This window comes from Shewanella electrodiphila, from assembly GCF_023283985.1.
Lineage (GTDB): Bacteria > Pseudomonadota > Gammaproteobacteria > Enterobacterales > Shewanellaceae > Shewanella > Shewanella electrodiphila.
This window is the reverse complement of the sequence record NZ_JAKIKU010000004.1, coordinates 28795-46309: the sequence shown is the minus strand read 5'-3', so window position 1 is coordinate 46309 and position 17515 is coordinate 28795. Positions and strand designations below refer to the sequence as shown.

Genomic DNA, 17515 nt, shown 5'->3' with positions numbered 1-17515 from the left:
TCGACCGACTGGAAAATGGTTGAGAAGAGGGATGAATCACTTTTTGCTTCAGCAGTATGAGTGATCGATCACTTAGCTTATTCTTGGGGATTGAGTGGTTGATGCTTGAGCTTTACATATTGCATAATATTTCGGTAATTATCGACCCATAGCGTTTCTCGGTTATCACTTAAATACTGCAATAATTCATCATGAGCTTGATTACTGACAGTTAAGTAATCTCCTTCAATTCCATGAAACAAGATATTGGCGATGCCACCTTGTCTGTGGGCTTTTTTTACAAAGTTAATCAGCGTTTCACCACTGACATTTTCGGGCATCAACAACAAATCAAATTTGGCATCATACTGCGGATTAAAGCCTTTAATCGCCACGAAATCGTTTCTTATTACCTCGACATAATTACCTTCAGCGGTTTCAGTATCGCCGCAGGGAATAGTAAATGTGCGACTGGTTTGGCTATCTATTGCTTGCAGAAAAGTATTGGCGACGCTGATTTCTTGCTGTATCTGAGTCAAGGTTTTAGTGTCAATATCATGATAAGCGGCAACCCAGTCACGGTCTTTTTGACTTTTACTACAAGGGTGAAAAATGGTGTGATTACCTAGCTCATGACCATTAGCGGCTACGGAGCGCCATTGCTCCATTCCTTGCTGTGTACCGGGATTTGCTAAGGTGAGGTAAAAAGAGGCTTTAAAGCCATATTTATCCAGTGCTGGAATAGCATGGGCTAATTGACTCATTAACGCATCATCATAGGACAGACTGACAGCGGCTTGATAATTAGCTGGCCAAATGAAATCGGTCTCTATGTCGGTTGAGTGAGCATAGTAAGACAGACTCATCGAGCAGGTTGCTGTGATAAAAGCAGCCATTAAGGTCCAAGTTGGTGATTTCATTTTCGCTATTCCTTGAGCTTTGATTTTTACCATGATGCATGAATGGGCTATAGCATGGCTATTGTCAGGTCATGGCTATTGTCATTGTCATAGTAATGGCTATAGCCATTGTGAATGTTATTTTCTAAATAGGTTCTCAAACAGTAACCCGCTACTTATAACAGTCCTAAAAGCGCGCTTGTTATTATGGCGGTAATTTTCACTAGAAAACAAATTGGAACAACAAAGTGGTTCATTGTGGATGATTAAGACCATAATGATTGGAGCTATCGGCTCTTTTTCTCTTTCGTAATGATCTTTAATATGCACTCCATCGACATCGTTCAATGAGGAAAATCATCATGTCTCACCAAATTATTAAAGATTTAAACAGCCGTTACACTGCTAAAAAATACGATTCATCAAAGCGTATTTCGGCTGAAGATATGACTGTGCTTAAAGAAGCTATTCGTTTATCAGCTTCCTCTATTAACTCACAGCCATGGAAATTCATTGTGCTTGAGAGCGATGCAGCAAAACAACGTTTCCACGACACATTTGCTAATATGCATCAGTTTAACCAACCACATGCGACTGAAGCGTCACATATTATTATGTTCGCTCATAACCCTAATTTCACTAAAGATGACTACAGAAAAGTCGTTGATGTTGAAGTTTCTTCAGGTCATTTACCTGCTGAAATGTATGACAACATGCTTAACGGTGCTTTTGGTTTTGTGGACCTTAATACCGATGAAAATGGTTATAATGGCGGCTGGACTAAGGCACAAACTTACATAGCAATTGGTAATACTTTGCATGTACTTGCTCGCTTAGGTATTGATTCAACGCCAATGGAAGGGGTTGACCCGGATTTAATCGGTGAGATTTTTAATGAAGAATTAGGCGGTTATGTGTGTCAATTCGCGTTAGCGATTGGTTACCACAAAGACGGCGAAGATTATAACAAAGGCTTACCGAAAGCCCGCTTACCAGAAGCTGACGTGATTACAGTTTTATAATTGTCAGATTTCAATAAAAAGCTCAAGCCATTGCTTGAGCTTTTTTGTTACTGAAAATCAGTACAAGAATGATTTTATTGATTTAGGTTATTTGTCTGCATTGGTGGAGCCAATTTTATGAATGGCTAAGTCAGCGCCGATATATTCATCTTCTTGGCTTAAACGTAAGCTAGATACTTTATTGACGATGCCATAAACGATGAACCCACCAACCACAGCGAATACGACGCCAGCAGCAGTGCCGACAAGTTGCGACATAACGCTTACACCACCAAGGCCGCCAAGACTTTGTTGGCCAAATATACCCGCTGCAATACCGCCCCAAACACCACATAAACCATGAAGTGGCCATACGCCTAGGACATCATCAATTTTAGTGCTGCGCTGAAGCTTAGTGAACACAAATACAAACAGTCCGCCAGCAACCCCGCCTACCACGAAAGCGCCAATAGGATGCATTAAATCAGAACCCGCACAAACAGCGACTAAGCCTGCTAGTGGACCATTATGAATAAATCCGGGGTCATTTTTACCGACAATAAGCGCAATAATAGTGCCGCCCACCATGGCCATTAAGCTATTTAATGCTACAAGGCCACTAATGCCATCTAAGGTTTGTGCTGACATGACATTAAAGCCAAACCAACCAACGATTAAGATCCATGAACCCAATGCAAGAAACGGAATGTTTGAAGGTGCAAAGGCTACCCCTGGTTTACGACCACCACGGACACCCAAAAAGTAAACTGCGACTAACGCTAACCAGCCGCCCATGCCATGGACGACAACTGAACCTGCAAAGTCGTGAAACTCAGCGCCAAAAGTACTGCCAAGCCATGCTTGAAAACCATAGTTACCATTCCAAATAATCCCTTCGAAAAGTGGATAAACAAAGGCAACAATTAACGCTGATGCAAACAAGAATGGACGGAAACTGCCACGTTCAGCAATACCGCCTGATACGATTGCTGGAATCGCTGCCGCGAACGTTAATAGGAAAAAGAACTTCACTAAGTCATAGCCATTATTTGCTGCTAGCGTGTCGGCGCTAACAAAAAAGTGGCTACCATAAGCAATTTGATAACCTATGACGAAGTAGGCGACAGCTGAAAAGGCGAAATCAGTTAAGATTTTAACTAATGCGTTAACTTGGTTTTTGTGTCGAACGGTACCAACCTCTAAAAATGCAAAGCCTGCGTGCATCGCAAGCACCATAATTGCACCAAGTAGGATAAAAAGGGTGTCTGCACTTTGTGCAATGACCCCGATTGCGTCACTAATATTGTCCATTTATGCTCCCCAAAGCTATTCTCTTATTAAAATTCATAGGCTTAGTGAAGCAAGAATTATTCCTATGTTGTAAAAATGTTACGCTTGGCAGGTTCATTATTGGTGCAGGTAAGTAAAATTACTGTGCTAACAGTGAGTTCGATGAGCTATAGAGGTGCGATAGTTGTGAGTCTTTCGGTTGGGTTTAGATTTTCAAGGGCAGTTTTAAGGTTTTAATGATTCAACTTGGTGCAAGCTGGTTTCATGATAGTGCAAATAGATTTTATGATAGTGAAAATGGATTTATGCGATCGCAAAGTTTAACTATCAGAAAGTTAAGCTATCAAAAAGTTAAGCTATCAAAAAGGTTAATCATTAATATAAGAGTTAAACACTAATATAATAGTTAAACACTAAGCCACAAAATGAATGGCTTAAGATTGATGAATATTCTTAGCAAGTTCTAGCATGATTTGAACTGTAATTTATGAGACTTGTTTCAATCCAACGTTGTTCAATCCAGCGTTGTTCAATCAAGCGTTGTTCAACAGCTTGCGTCTACCTTTTTTCCTTTAAGAGATCATTTGCGATCAAATTCTCAAATTTGGATTGAGATTGCAGACGATACTTGTATTTAACTAGACGATCGGTCTAATATTAAGCCATGACAGAATCACAACTGGTAAAAGCGGCTAAACCTCGTCGAGGTCGACCACCAAAGGCTGCAAGAGACAATCAAGATACTCGCGCTGAGTTAATTCGCAGCGGCCTTGAGCAGCTGACCGAAAAAGGTTTTGCTTCATCAGGGATTGATCAAATATTGCGAAAAGTAGGCGTGCCTAAGGGATCTTTCTATTATTACTTTTCCAGTAAAGAAGAGTTTGGTCAGGTTGTGATTGACAATTATGCGACTTATTTTGCGCACAAACTTGATAAGCACTTGTTAGATCAAGCCTATTCTCCCTTAGCACGTATTGGCCAATTTGTAGAAAGCGCCAAAACTGGCATGGCTCGGTTTGAGTTCAAACGAGGTTGTTTAGTGGGCAATTTAGGCCAAGAAGTGGACTTGCTGCCTGAGAGCTATCGCCAGCAGTTGATTGATATATTTTTAGATTGGCAACAAAGGTTAACCATTTGCCTTGAGGCGGCTAAAGCTCAAGATGAAATCGCACAAAGTGCAAATTGTGAATTACTTGCTGAACAGTTTTGGGTTGGCTGGGAAGGTGCGGTAAGCCGCGCTAAGCTAGTTCAAAGCACCCAACCTTTACAGAATTACCTCGAGTTTTTTATCGCTGGATTACCGCGATAAAAAATTTTAACCATTTATAGACGCTCGGTCTATATTAAGGAGACACCATGTTTAATGGTTTATTGATTGAAAAAGATGACCAAGGTTATCGCGCAGAAGTTAAAGCAATTGATGAAAGTCTGTTACCTGAAGGCGATGTTAGCGTGAAGGTACTTTATAGCACGGTAAATTATAAAGATGCTTTGGCGATTACCGGAAAAGGACCGGTTGTTAGGCAGTTTCCTATGATCCCGGGTATTGATTTAGTCGGTGTGGTTGAGCAATCAGATAGTGATAAATTTACTCAAGGCGACCATGTGCTACTTAATGGTTTCGGAGTTGGCGAAGTTCATTGTGGTGGCTTAGCGACAAAGGCACGTTTAAAAAGTGAATGGTTAATTCCGCTTCCAGCAGCGTTTACGCCAAGACAAGCTATGTCAATTGGTACTGCAGGTTATACGGCCATGCTGTCTGTTATTGCACTTGAAAAAAACGGTGTGACACCGGATAAAGGTGAAGTATTAGTAACAGGCGCCAATGGCGGAGTAGGGAGCTTTGCTATCGCTATTCTAGCCAAGCTTGGTTATAAAGTTGTGGCTTCAACAGGTCGTGTTGATCAATCCGCTTATCTAGAAAAGTTAGGCGCTACAGAGGTGATTGATCGTCATACTTTATCAGAGCCAGGTCGTCCATTAGCGAGAGAACGTTGGGCTGGTGCGATTGATTCTGTAGGGAGTCATACCTTGGCAAACATTTGTGCTAGTACCCAATATGGCGGCACAGTGGCAGCGTGTGGTTTAGCCCAGGGAATGGATTTTCCATCTTCAGTGATGCCATTTATTTTACGCGGGGTGACATTAGCGGGTATCGACAGCGTCATGCGCCCACTTGAAGATAGGTTAGAGGCTTGGCAGCGTTTGGCTGAGATTATCGAGCCGGAAATGTTTGATGATATTTCCAAAGAAATCAGTTTAGATGAAGTGATTAATACCGCTGATGATCTGATTGCTGGCAAGGTGCGTGGCCGCGTAGTGGTGAAGCTAGCGAAATAAAATTTCGATTTAATACCGCCTTAATGAGTCAATAAAAAAGCCAGTCAGTGACTGGCTTTTTTGTGGGAGTTCAATATGAAAACTCACGTTTGAATGGTTAACTGATTACCAGATGCGAACACGCTCATCTTCAGGTAAATACAGTTTGTCACCAGGCTTAACATCAAATGCTTTGTACCATGCATCATGGTTACGTGGTGCTAATGCGCGGTATCGACCTGGAGCATGGGTACCGGCGCGAAGCTGGCTTAACATGCTTTGTTCGGTGCGTTTTTCTTTCCACACTTGTGCCCAAGCTAAGAAGAAACGCTGATCGCCAGTTAATCCGTCGATAACTGGTGCTTCTTTGCCATTTAAACTTAACTGGTAAGCGTGATATGCCATAGATAGACCACCAACATCACCAATGTTTTCGCCTAAGCTATTACGGCCATTAACGAAGTTTTCAGGGATAGGCTCATATTGACTGTATTGGGCGGCAAGCATATCTGCTTTCGCTTCAAATGCAGCACGGTCGCTATCAGTCCACCAGTTACGCTGAATACCATTAGCATCAGACTTAGAACCTTGGTCATCAAAACCATGGCCCATTTCATGGCCAATAACTGCGCCAATACCACCGTAATTCACAGCAGGATCAGCATTAGGATCGAAGAATGGCGGTTGTAAAATTGCCGCTGGGAATACAATTTCGTTAAATGAGCTATTGTAATAAGCATTGACAAATTGCGGGGTCATGCCCCAACGATTACGATCGGTTTTCTTCAGCTCTTTAGCAACGCTATCAGCATGGAAGTACTGACGTAGATTTTTGATATTGCTTAGCAAATCTTTGTTAGTCAGTGCTAACCCATCAAACTCTTGCCACACATCAGGGTAACCAATTTTAGGCTTGAAGGCAGCTAGCTTAGCGTGAGCGTTCACTTTAGTTTCATCGCCCATCCAATCAAGACCATCAATGCGTTGGCCTAATGCAGCTCGAAGGTTTTCTACTAACTCAGCCATTTGTTGCTTAGATGACTCAGGGAAGTAGCGAGCAACATAGACTTTACCGATTGCAAAACCAAGTGACTGAGTACCAGACATTTCAGCGACAGCACGCTTCCAACGAGGCTTAGGCTCTTCTTGACCGCTGAGTTCTTTGCCGTAAAACGCAAAGCTAGCATTGTAGATATCTTCCGATAATAAACCTGCATTGTTACTGACAGTGTGGAAGGTGAGGTAATCTTGCCATACATTGAGTGGCTGATTATTAACCAACTCAATCATTGCCTTGATAGGTTCAGGCTGAGAAACGTTAAGCTGTGGTATTTGGTAACCTGATTGCTCAAAGAATAAGTCCCAGTTGAAGTTAGGGTATTCATTGTTTAAGTCAGCACGTTTTACCTGATTTAAGGTTAAATCACGGTTACGACGTTTTTCACGTGGCCATTGACCTTCAGCTATTTTAGTTTCTAATGCCACAATAGCTTCAGCGCGAGCTTGGCCATCTTTAATGCCTGCAAAAGCAAGCATTTCAGCAATATGGCTTACGTAGGCGCTACGAATTTTTACAAAACGCTCGCTATCTTCTAGGTAGTAAGAACGATCTGGAAGACCTAAACCACCGGCACCAATTGATAATTCATACTGGTTTGGATCAAGACGGTTAAACCACATACCACCAGAAATTGGCGATTCAGCATCGGTTAGCCATGCATTACCAAAAACTTGGGTTAAGTCATCGGTATTTTTGATCGCTGTAATGGTGTCTAAAGTACCTTGAATTGGGCTGATACCCAGTTTGTTGATGGTATCTGTGTCCATATAAGACTGATAAAAGTCAGCAATTAATTGTTCTTCAGCATTCAGGTCGCTGCGGCTTGCGATATCATCAATGATTTCTTTGACTTGCTGCTCGCTGCGTTCACCTAATGCGGTAAATGCGCCATAGCGAGTTTTATCAGCAGGCATTTCAAAATTGTCATACCAAGTACCGCTGGCATACATAAAGAAATCATCACCTGGTTTAACAGCTTCATTACGGGCGGTTAAATCAACGCCGAAATCACCCAATTCAGCTTTTTGGGTTAGGGTGGCGACTGCTGCTTTAACTTTATCTGTGGCGTTATCTGTGGTTTTTACATCTGAAGTGCCACAAGCGCTCAAAAATGTTGAGGCCAGTGCAATTGCGATCAGTGTTTTTTTCATTGTTGTCTGCTTCCTTACAAAGGATGGAATCGGTTTATATTTTTATAATTATTCGATGTTATTTTTTATGGGTATTTTAACGAAAGTGGGCTTTATCGGTAAAAAACCTATCCATACTCTTAGACTGAAGAAAAAAGTCAATTTAATAATTGTTAGCAAATCTTGTTTTTATTGAGTAATTTCAATATCAGTCTAGATTTTAGGCGCGAACAATCACTAAGTTTATCCCCCCTGAATCTGAAAAATATCGCGATATTATCAACTTAATATGTTTGTCACTCCCCCTTGTGATGTGCCTTTTGTGTTTCTAGTTGGTTGGTTTTGCGTGAATAGTTTGTTTGGTTGATGTTAAATTTGGGCGAGTTTTAGCTATTTGTAACAAAATATTTGCCAGTTAACTTAATTGGCAACTAGAGGTTAAAAGGCACCACCTATTGTTTTAATAATAAATAACAAGGAATGTCTATGATCAAATCCAATATCATCTTTAAGCTTCAAGTTCAGGCGCAAACTCAGTTGCATAACCAAGTAAATTTAGTGATGCAGCATATGGGCAATGCCCTTGTTTCAGAGGGGGGATTGTTAGCACCACGTCAGCTAATTACTAAAGCTGGAATTATGTTGTTAGGCGCAATTGTCACTTTAGCGTTATTCGTTTTCATGGCGCAATTAGTTAAAAGTGACGCTGTATATGTTGATGAACCTGCTCCATTGCCAGTGATTAACTTTTTTCAAAAGCCACAAGAGCCTCAAAAAGTGATCAAAAAAATCAGGGTGCAACCTCAAAAAGTGCCTGCAATTATTGATCGTACTCCTATGCCAACTTCTTCAGAGGGAGATGCTGACGTCATTAAAGGTTTTACGCCTGAAGCCTTACCTGTGCCAAAAGAGAACTATGATCGTAGCTACAATGATGGAGATGCTATGCCTGTTGTGCAGGTTTCACCGCAATATCCCATGGCTGCAGCGCGAGATGGTAAAGAGGGCTATGTGATTGTGATGTTTGATATTAGTAAGACGGGCGAAGTTATCAATGCTCAAGTGATGGAGGCTGAGCCCAGAAGAGTGTTTAATCGCTCGGCAATACAAGCGATTAATAATTGGAAGTACAAACCTAAAACGGTTGCAGGGCAAGCCATTGAACAAAAAGGGCTGCAAGTGAGGCTAGACTTTAGCCTTGATCAGGCTAACTAAACTTGAGCTTATTCGCACTAAAACCTATCAAGTATTGATAGGTTTTTTGTCGACTAAATTTATCGGCAAGGAAGAATGATTAGCTGGCAGCTTGCTGAGAGGGCGGTAAATTATTGGCTATCCATTGCAAGGTAAATTCGATAAAGCGAGACAATCTAGCCGATTGATGGATCAATTGTGGATGCATCAAATACGTGGCTGAAGAGACAGTGCTTACCTGTGGTAATACTGTAATGAGTTGTCCTGAGGCTATTTCTTTGTCCACTAAGTATTCGGGCACCATAATAATCCCTTGTCCGGCAATGGCTAACGATTTGAGCATGTGATTGTCATTAACGCTAAGGCTACTTAGTACAGGTAATGACTCGCCATTTAATGGCCATTCAGTAAACTCCGTTGCTGTTAGGCATTCATGCTTAGTTAAATCTGTCACCCGTTGAGGCATACCATTACGGTTAAGGTATTGAGGGGAAGCACAGCAAATGTGCTGATAAGAAAACAGCTTTTTTGCCACCATATTTTGTGGTGGTGTGTTAGTCGCGCGAATCGCTAAATCAAAATCACTTTTGGCAAGGTCATGGGTGGTGTAACTGCTATCGAGACTAAAGCTAATCTGTGGATGTTGTTGCTGAAACTCACTGCAGATAGCTAATAAATAACGCTGGGTAAATTGACTTGGTGCGGTGATTTTAATCCGTCCCGCAATACTGTTATTCTCATGACGGATCTGTCGGTCTAAATCTAAAAGCGACTGTTTTACATGGCTCATGCTTGCAAGGATAAGCTCACCTTGAGGCGTGAGTTTTACACTGCGAGTGGTGCGGATGAGTAAGGGTCTGGCGAACTCTTTTTCAAGCTGTCTAATTTGCTCAGAAAGATATCCTCTTGAGATCCCAAGCGATGCAGCGGCTTCAGTAAAACTTAATTGTTTTGCGACTTCACTGAACAGAAATAGCCGTTCAAATTTTTTGTGTTCTCGACTCATGTCATCATCATCTTAAAATCAACACCCTAAAATTATCATCTTAAATTAATTATCTTAAACTAATCGTCATTATCTTTTAAAACGAATTGTATTCTTTTATTGGTAGCTATATCAAACAATGATTTTGGTGAATACGGTTCCTCATTGCTGCGCAATGCTTACACTGATTGTTATCTAAAATGTGCCGATAACGAGCGAAGCCTTTCAATGAATGCATCTTTAACCGAGCCTACAGTTATTAATTCAAAATCAGTTATTAATTCAAAATCAGTCATGGGTTCAAACTCAGCAATAAATGCAAAACAAGTCAACGTTAAGCCTTTGGCGCTTGCGCAACACTTACCAGGCGTTAGCCGAGTGGTTTATGGCTGCATGGGACTAGGCGGTGGCTGGAATAATCATGCCATTAGCGCAGCTGATCGAAACCAAGCTCACGAGGTTATAGATACGGCTTTAGCACAGGGAATTAACTACTTTGACCATGCTGATATTTATACCTTTGGTAAAGCAGAGCAAGTGTTTGGTCAGGTGTTGTCAGCTCGTGCTGAAATACGTGAAAAGATGTTTATTCAAACCAAATGCGGTATCCGTCTTGAAGATGACTTAGGGCCAAAGCGTTACGATTTATCAGCGCAGTGGATTAACCACAGTGTTGATAAAAGCTTGCAACAATTACAAACCGATTACCTTGATGTGTTGGTATTGCATCGCCCTGATCCACTCATGGAGGCAGAGGAAATCGCAGACACGTTCCATCGTTTACGTGATGCTGGAAAAGTACGATTCTTGGGTGTTTCTAATATGCAGCATCATCAAGTATCAGCCATTCAACAAGCGCTTGATACACCTTTAGTTGTCAACCAAATTGAGTTGAGTTTACACAAGCAAGATTGGCTTGATGAAACTGTTTATGCGGGTAATCAAGCAGGCGCAGGGGTTAACTTTACCCCTGGTACATTAGCGTATTGCCAGCAGAACCGTCTGCAAGTGCAGTCTTGGGGGAGCTTGTGTCAGGGGCTTTACACTGGAGTCGATGCAAGTAGTCAACCAATTGCGGTTCAACAAACCAGTAAATTAGTAGCGCGATTAGCCGCAGATTACGGGGTTAGCAAGGAAGCCATTTTACTTGCTTGGTTAATGCAGCATCCTGCGCAAATTCAGCCCGTCATTGGTACTACGAACTTACAAAGAATTTCAGCTTGTCAGCAAGCTATTAGCTTGAAACTTTCCCGTGAACATTGGTATGCCTTATATGTGAGCGCAAAAGGTGAAGAGTTACCTTAACTTTATATCACTTCGTTGTGGCACTTTTGTTTGAACTATTAATGGATTAAGAACAAATATGAATTCAATATTATCAAAAACTACATTGGGTGTAGCAAGGCTTGGTTTAGTCACTGTCAATGCAGGAGTGCTGCTCCTAGGTTGCCTCATAAGTGAGTCATCTCAAGCCGAGTCACCTCAAACTGAATCATCCCAAACCGAGTCAGCGGCTTTTGAATTAGCATCCACGCAATCAATATCCAGGGAATCGAACGTAAGCGAACCCCCAGCATCGTTAGATATTTACCAAGATTATCTACATCGAGATATTCGGGATGACATTTTTTATTTTGTATTGCCAGATCGATTTAATAATGGCAATGAAGCTAACGATAATGGCGCATTGTCAGGAATATCTCACGGTGGTGTCGATAAGACGTCAGCGCGCGGTTTTCATGGTGGCGATATTACTGGGATTGAGCAGAAATTAGATTATTTGGCGTCTCTAGGGATCACAGCTATTTGGATGACACCACTACTGAGAAATCAGGCGATTCAAAAAGACGGCATTGCACATCACGGTTATTGGATTGTCGATTTTAGTGAAATTGATCCACACTTTGGTAGTAATGATGATCTTAAAGCCTTAATCAATGCTGCTCACCAGCGGGGAATGAAGGTGTTTTTTGACATCATCACTAATCACACCGCAGACATCATCCGCTATAGCGAGTGCCATCAACAAGACGGTCAATTCCGTCAAGGTCTAGACCATTGTGAATACAAGCCATTAAGCACATCTAAAACAGAACAATATTCACCATTTATACTTGATGAACACGCTGATATTAAAGTGCCAGAGTGGTTGAACGATCCGCAGTATTACCATAATCAAGGTGATAGTAGCTTTAAAGGTGAAAGCTCACTTAATGGTGATTTTAATGGCCTTGACGATCTTAATACTAAAAATCCTCAAGTGCTCAAAGGGATGATTGAAATTTATCAGCAATTGATAGCCGAGTTTAAGCCTGACGGGTTTCGCATCGATACTGTGCGTCATGTTGATTTGTCATTCTGGCAAACTTTTACACCAGCAATTATTGATTATGCCAATCAGCAAGGCATTCCTAATTTTCATGTATTTGGCGAGGTCTACGACACTAACCCACATCATCTCAGTTTGTATACCACAGAAGGTAAATTGCCCTCGGTATTAGACTTTGCTTTTCAGGATGTCGCTGCTGATATTTTTTATCGTGGTAAAAGCCCGCTATTAGCAAAACAGTTATTTGAGCAAGATGTGTTGTATCAAGATGAAGATAGCCAAGCAGATTTATTGATGACCTTTTTAAGTAACCATGACATGGGGCGAGCGGGGTATTTTATTAATGGCTCAGGACTTGAATTGACGGCAGCTGAAAAGTTACAGCGGAGTATTTTATCCCATGCGTTTATGTTTTTATCGCGCGGGATCCCCGTTGTATATTACGGTGATGAGCAAGGCTTTACTGGTGATGGTAACGATATTGATGCAAGAGAAGACATGTTTCCATCAAGGGTAAACAGTTATAACGATAATGTGTTAATGGGGACTTCAGCGACGACTGCTGAAGATAATTTTAATCAATCCCATCCACTATTTAAGGCGATATCAGCCCTCAGTCAGCTTAGGAAAGAGCATAGAAGCTTACGTCGTGGCGTATATCAACCTAGATACTATCAAGCTTCAACAATCCAAGATTCAGCAATTCAAGCCTCATCAATCCAAGATTCAACAATTCAAGCCTCATCAATTCAAGCCTCATCAATCCAAGATTCAATAATCCAAGATTCAGCAATTCAAGAATCAATAATACAAGCCTCATCAATTCAAGCGGACAGCGGCATGTTTGCCTTTGCTAGAGTGGATGAAACGAGTGGTGAAGAATATTTAATTGTGTTTAATTCTGGTAATCAATCTGCAAGCATTGAAATTGATATGACAGATAAAGGTGAGCCTATCACGGCGATTGAAGATGTATTGAAAACCTTTAAGGCTGCGGGTGATTTATATTATAACGGCTTACCTTCTAGCAATGTAGATTCAAGCCACTTAATTGAGGTTGAAAAACAAGCTATCACAGTCTCAATGCCTCGCTTAAGTTATGGGGTATATCAAATAAAACGATAAAAATGGGCATTAGTCTTCAGGAGTTCCCCCCTTCAATTTACTCCTAACCACGGATTTTTAAACGTGAAGTTACTGGTATCTGTAGCGTTGAACGTTGATGAAAACTGTGGTTTTTTTATGCCATTTTTGTATAAATAAAGCAGCGTAACAGCGGAAATAATGGATGCGTGGTTCATTAAGCTCAGTGTTGGAGAAGTCACTTGAGCTTAATGATGCACGGAAAGCATGGTGGAGAAATGCACGCTTATGCAGAATAGATAAACAGAGTGTTTGAATACAATAACGTGTTAAGCAAAGAAGTCATCGCCACCCATAGCACGTTTAAGTTGTTGTGCTTCTAAGTAGTCTTCAAGGCGTCTTTTCACCTCTCGTCTATGCAACATATCTTCTTTTGCTTTTGGAGTAGATGGTTTTTCAAATCCATCGATTTCAGTGTTATTTGGAACAAGGTCAATAATTTCAGCCATAAAATATCCTTTCTATCGAGACATGGCTTTCTTGTTGGGGAATAAGTCGCCCTTGAAATAGAAAGTCCGTTCGATATCAATCATAAAGCCCAAACTACAAGCACTTAGTATTGGTGGTTGTGAACACTATATTAGTGTGTGCTTAATCTGGAATTTATCAGGAGTTTCAAAATAAAAATGCGATCTGGATAACAATTTTTTTTTAAAGTTTCAAAAGGAGATATACGTCATGTTTTTAAGTAGATAGGGCCATATTTCGCGATTGTAAAATGCTAAGTGGGTTGCTCAGAACACTCAGACATATATTAAAAAACCTTACACAAGTATTTGCTCTGAGTCGCCAGTGATTCACTCTAAGCTTGATAGGTCATTAAGCTTTAGGGTGAATTGGTATATTGATTTTGTTGATAATAAGACTTCATTTTATAAGGCAGCGCTGTATATGGCAGCACTGTATATAGCGGGCTTGTAAACGAATGCTGATAGCCATGAAGCTTATTAGAAACCCTCAGCGAGATAATAAACTTGAAACTGATGATTGGCTGGCTGAATCAGATTTAAGCCATAGTTAGTATTTTTTTAGATGAAATTGGCATTCAACTTACTTGTAAAATCAAGCCGCTTTCAATACCTCGTCAGGTAAACGGCATTCAACTATGTGACTTGAAACCTCAACACTGTTTTAAGTTTTTTAGGTTCGACTTTACGCGTATCTGACAGATAAATTTCTCTATGCACTTTTGAAACGCGTGAAAGACCTTCAGATTTTGTAAATGCTTCCATTATTTCAAAGCTTACTGGTTCGTCTTCAAATGGACCTAAATGGAGCATTTGAACACAACGTCCTTCAGATATTGTCTCAAAACATACCTGATCTAATAGGGGATTTTTTTTGTTGGTTTTTGCGATAGCTAACATCTCTGAAAAGAAACCCTCAGTAACAAAGTGAGGTTGACGTATCATTAACTTGTATACAAGGTCTGCTTTGTTAATCACACCATTAAAATTGGCCTTAGCTGTGTCATTAATATCCCAAACGCCCTCTAATGGATAAACGGTAAAATCAAAATATCCTTGAGGTTGATTTTCCATTTTTTTAGGGAGCATTTTAATGGTATACGCCAGTGAGTATAGGGCTCCAATGTAATCGGTAAATATACTATCAGCAGGGCTTCCTTCACCTTGTATAGTGATAAAGTTAACATCGGGAACATCTATTATTTCTGGTTGATTCTTAGGAAGATAAAGAGCTTTCTCTTTTTTTCTCCATTCATATTTATGTTGCATGGCTATCCGACTTCATAATTGAAATGCCTCAAGTTCAAGTGAACGATTGATGCCTTATTTCCTCATTATACGCCAATATTTTCGACACCTAACCCAATAACAATATTCCATGTTCTGACTGTCCATTTTACTGCCAAGCATTGATGCTGGATGAACCGGCGTAACCATTGGGTGATGACTTTTTCTCTAGAAGGCCAAATCTTGAGACAACATAGCCAGTGCTTTGCCATGAAAACCGCATCAAAACGTTCCTGTGCAAAAAATTTACACAATTAGGGCTTGCTCAAGAGTATTTACATCAAATACCCTAGTGCTAGCTAAAGTGGTAACGATTATCATTTTCAATTGATTTTGAGGGAACTATGTCGAGAATAAGAATTCTATTGATTGAAGACGATAATACGTTAAACAATTACCTTGCTGATTTACTCATTAAGTCTGACTACCATGTTGAGCAGTGCTTCGATGGCATCACAGGGTTAACAATCGCCAAGTCTACGCCGTTTCATCTTATTCTTCTTGATAAAATGTTACCTAAATTAGATGGCGTATCCTTACTAAAATCATTGCGAGAAACCAGCCAGCAACCAGTGATTATGATTTCAGCTAAAGGCGCTGAAGAAGAGCGGATTTTAGGTTTACAGCATGGTGCTGATGATTACATTGCTAAACCGTTCAACACTCAGGAACTGCTGTTGAGAATTGAAAATATTCTAAGGCGGAGTCTACCTAGCATTATCCCTAACAATCCTTCTGAATTAGCTGTAGATGGTTTAATACTTAACCCCAAAAAGCAAACTATACATGTTAATGATCAGCACCTTGAATGCACCACAATTCAATTTAAATTACTTTGGGAGTTAGTCTCTAAACAAGATCAAATCGTCACGAAGGCTGATTTATATGAGGCTGTACTTAATAAAAAATTAGGGGCCTATGATCGCAGTTTAGATATGCATTTAAGCCGTGTAAGAAGAAAATTAAATGAAGCTAACTGGTTAGGCGAGCGCTTACAAACAGTCCATGGTAAAGGGTATTGCTTTAAATGAATCGAAAAATATTGTGGAAACTGTGCTTTATCATTGCGACTGGTCTAGTCGCTTTTTTTTACATGTTGCAATCACTCACGACACAAACTGAAGAGCAGATGAGTTTTATTGCTGATAACCATCAACTTGAATTACAGGCATGGGCCAATGAAGCTGAACATTTACTGCAATCAGGCCAGCATTCAAAACTAGACGACTTATTGACTGCGATTCAACAACAAGAAAATACATGGGTATCAATTGCAGGGTTCAAGACAATTCATATTGCAGGTGAGCGACCAGAGCAAGAGATTGTTGGACGTTACCACTTTGGACGAAGTGTTGATTGGAAAATTCATTTATATTTTGAAAGCAATCCTATTATGGAGCTGCCTTTTAAAGACAATAAGGCCAGTTTATTGATAAGGCTACCTGAACGGATGCGTCCAGGTAATTATTGGGGAACAACACGTATCCTATTACAAGTGCTCATTCCAATGATGATCTTAATTGGGCTGTCAATATTACTTTATCGACACATTATTACGCCTTTACAGCGTCTTGATAAGGCCACTTCAGCCTTTAGTGAAGGTAACTTTAATGTGCGGGTTAAAAAACATTTAGGGAATCGTAATGATGAGTTCTCACATTTAGCTGAAACCTTTGATCAGATGGCCTGCCAAATTGGTGAGTTAATATCAAATCAGCGGGATCTTATTTCAGACTTATCCCATGAACTAAGAACGCCACTCACACGCTTAGATATCGCAGTTAATTCTTTTGAAGCGCAAGATAGCCAATATCATATCGCACGAATATCTAGAGAGTCGCAGCATATTCGTAAGTTAGTAGAAGATACACTCACGTTGGCATGGTTGGATAATGAAAAGCCGATTATTAAACAAGAAGACGTAGACCTGGTCGATTTACTGGATGTATTAGTAGAAGATGCAAGATTCGAATATCCTGATAGAAGGCTTATTTTAGACTGCCCCAATAATGCAGTGATTCACAATAGCAGTCATAAAGCGTTGGCCCCGGCGATCGAAAATATTATCCGTAATGCTTTACGGTATACGCCAGTTGGCCAGTCGGTACAAGTCGGGTTAACTCAATGTGACTCTCAATATATTATCATTGTTCATGACCAAGGCCCGGGGATCCCTGAGCAATACTTAAACCGAGTGTTTCAGCCCTTTTTCAGAGTAGATAACTCACGAATTACTGAAAGTGATAACTTTGGTCTTGGGCTGGCGTTAGCAAAACGTCATTTAAATAGCGTTAGGGCAAACATCAGCGCTTACAATCAAGGAGCTGGTGGTTTGGCGGTCAAGATAACGATACCTGTGGCATAAGTGTAACAAATGTAATAGTAGTAGCTTTATTTGTTGCGAATCGTAATAATTCTCATTTAAATAAATG

General features: G+C 40.5%; 14 protein-coding genes. 8 read left to right on the top strand and 6 right to left on the bottom strand.

The annotated features are described in order from the left end of the window. Positions 1-77: 77 nt before the first annotated feature. A complete protein-coding gene (locus tag L2737_RS08405; RefSeq protein WP_248955437.1) occupies positions 78-899 on the bottom strand; it encodes a polysaccharide deacetylase family protein in 822 nt (273 codons plus the stop codon). Positions 900-1240: 341 nt separating this feature from the next. On the opposite strand from L2737_RS08405, the gene L2737_RS08400 reads away from it, so the two are divergent. Continuing rightward, the gene (locus tag L2737_RS08400; RefSeq protein ID WP_102526523.1) at positions 1241-1900 is read left to right on the top strand and encodes a nitroreductase family protein; all 660 of its coding nucleotides are present in this window, start codon (positions 1241-1243) and stop codon (positions 1898-1900) included. Between the two features lie 87 nt (positions 1901-1987). On the opposite strand, the gene L2737_RS08395 is transcribed toward L2737_RS08400, so the two are convergent. Continuing rightward, a complete protein-coding gene (locus L2737_RS08395; RefSeq protein ID WP_102526522.1) occupies positions 1988-3190 on the bottom strand; it encodes an ammonium transporter in 1203 nt (400 codons plus the stop codon). A gap of 643 nt (positions 3191-3833) precedes the next feature. On the opposite strand from L2737_RS08395, the gene acuR reads away from it, so the two are divergent. Together acuR and acuI are read left to right on the top strand one after the other, a co-directional pair. Then, the gene (acuR, locus tag L2737_RS08390) at positions 3834-4478 is read left to right on the top strand and encodes an acrylate utilization transcriptional regulator AcuR (protein ID WP_248955436.1); all 645 of its coding nucleotides are present in this window, start codon (positions 3834-3836) and stop codon (positions 4476-4478) included. Positions 4479-4525: 47 nt separating this feature from the next. Further along, positions 4526-5509, top strand: a complete 984-nt coding sequence (acuI, locus tag L2737_RS08385) for an acrylyl-CoA reductase (NADPH) (protein WP_248955435.1) — start codon at positions 4526-4528, stop codon at positions 5507-5509. A gap of 105 nt (positions 5510-5614) precedes the next feature. On the opposite strand, the gene L2737_RS08380 is transcribed toward acuI, so the two are convergent. Further along, positions 5615-7699, bottom strand: a complete 2085-nt coding sequence (locus L2737_RS08380) for a M13 family metallopeptidase (RefSeq protein ID WP_248955434.1) — start codon at positions 7697-7699, stop codon at positions 5615-5617. 465 nt (positions 7700-8164) lie between these two features. Here L2737_RS08380 and L2737_RS08375 point away from each other — a divergent pair, with 465 nt between their 5' ends. Beyond that, a complete protein-coding gene (locus L2737_RS08375; RefSeq protein WP_248955433.1) occupies positions 8165-8893 on the top strand; it encodes an energy transducer TonB in 729 nt (242 codons plus the stop codon). 79 nt (positions 8894-8972) lie between these two features. Here the strand turns inward: L2737_RS08375 and L2737_RS08370 are convergent, their stop codons facing one another. Beyond that, the gene (locus L2737_RS08370; protein WP_248955432.1) at positions 8973-9878 is read right to left on the bottom strand and encodes a LysR family transcriptional regulator; all 906 of its coding nucleotides are present in this window, start codon (positions 9876-9878) and stop codon (positions 8973-8975) included. 273 nt (positions 9879-10151) lie between these two features. Here L2737_RS08370 and L2737_RS08365 point away from each other — a divergent pair, with 273 nt between their 5' ends. Both L2737_RS08365 and L2737_RS08360 read left to right on the top strand, forming a co-directional pair. Beyond that, positions 10152-11162 (top strand): aldo/keto reductase, encoded by a 1011-nt coding sequence (locus L2737_RS08365; protein ID WP_248955660.1) that lies wholly within the window; start codon positions 10152-10154, stop codon positions 11160-11162. A gap of 58 nt (positions 11163-11220) precedes the next feature. Next, positions 11221-13311, top strand: coding sequence for an alpha-amylase family glycosyl hydrolase (locus L2737_RS08360; protein WP_248955431.1), 2091 nt, complete (start codon positions 11221-11223; stop codon positions 13309-13311). A 287-nt stretch (positions 13312-13598) separates the two neighbouring features. Here the strand turns inward: L2737_RS08360 and L2737_RS08355 are convergent, their stop codons facing one another. Continuing rightward, positions 13599-13778, bottom strand: coding sequence for a PA3496 family putative envelope integrity protein (locus L2737_RS08355; RefSeq protein ID WP_248955430.1), 180 nt, complete (start codon positions 13776-13778; stop codon positions 13599-13601). 654 nt (positions 13779-14432) lie between these two features. Continuing rightward, complete coding sequence (locus L2737_RS08350) at positions 14433-15065, bottom strand: GyrI-like domain-containing protein (protein WP_248955429.1); 633 nt, start codon at positions 15063-15065, stop codon at positions 14433-14435. A 362-nt stretch (positions 15066-15427) separates the two neighbouring features. On the opposite strand from L2737_RS08350, the gene L2737_RS08345 reads away from it, so the two are divergent. Continuing rightward, a complete protein-coding gene (locus L2737_RS08345; RefSeq protein WP_248955428.1) occupies positions 15428-16114 on the top strand; it encodes a response regulator transcription factor in 687 nt (228 codons plus the stop codon). Then, entirely contained in the window at positions 16111-17448 is a 1338-nt protein-coding gene (locus L2737_RS08340) for a histidine kinase sensor domain-containing protein (RefSeq protein WP_248955427.1), read from the top strand. Before L2737_RS08345 ends, L2737_RS08340 begins: the two co-directional genes overlap by 4 nt. Positions 17449-17515 lie beyond the last annotated feature (67 nt).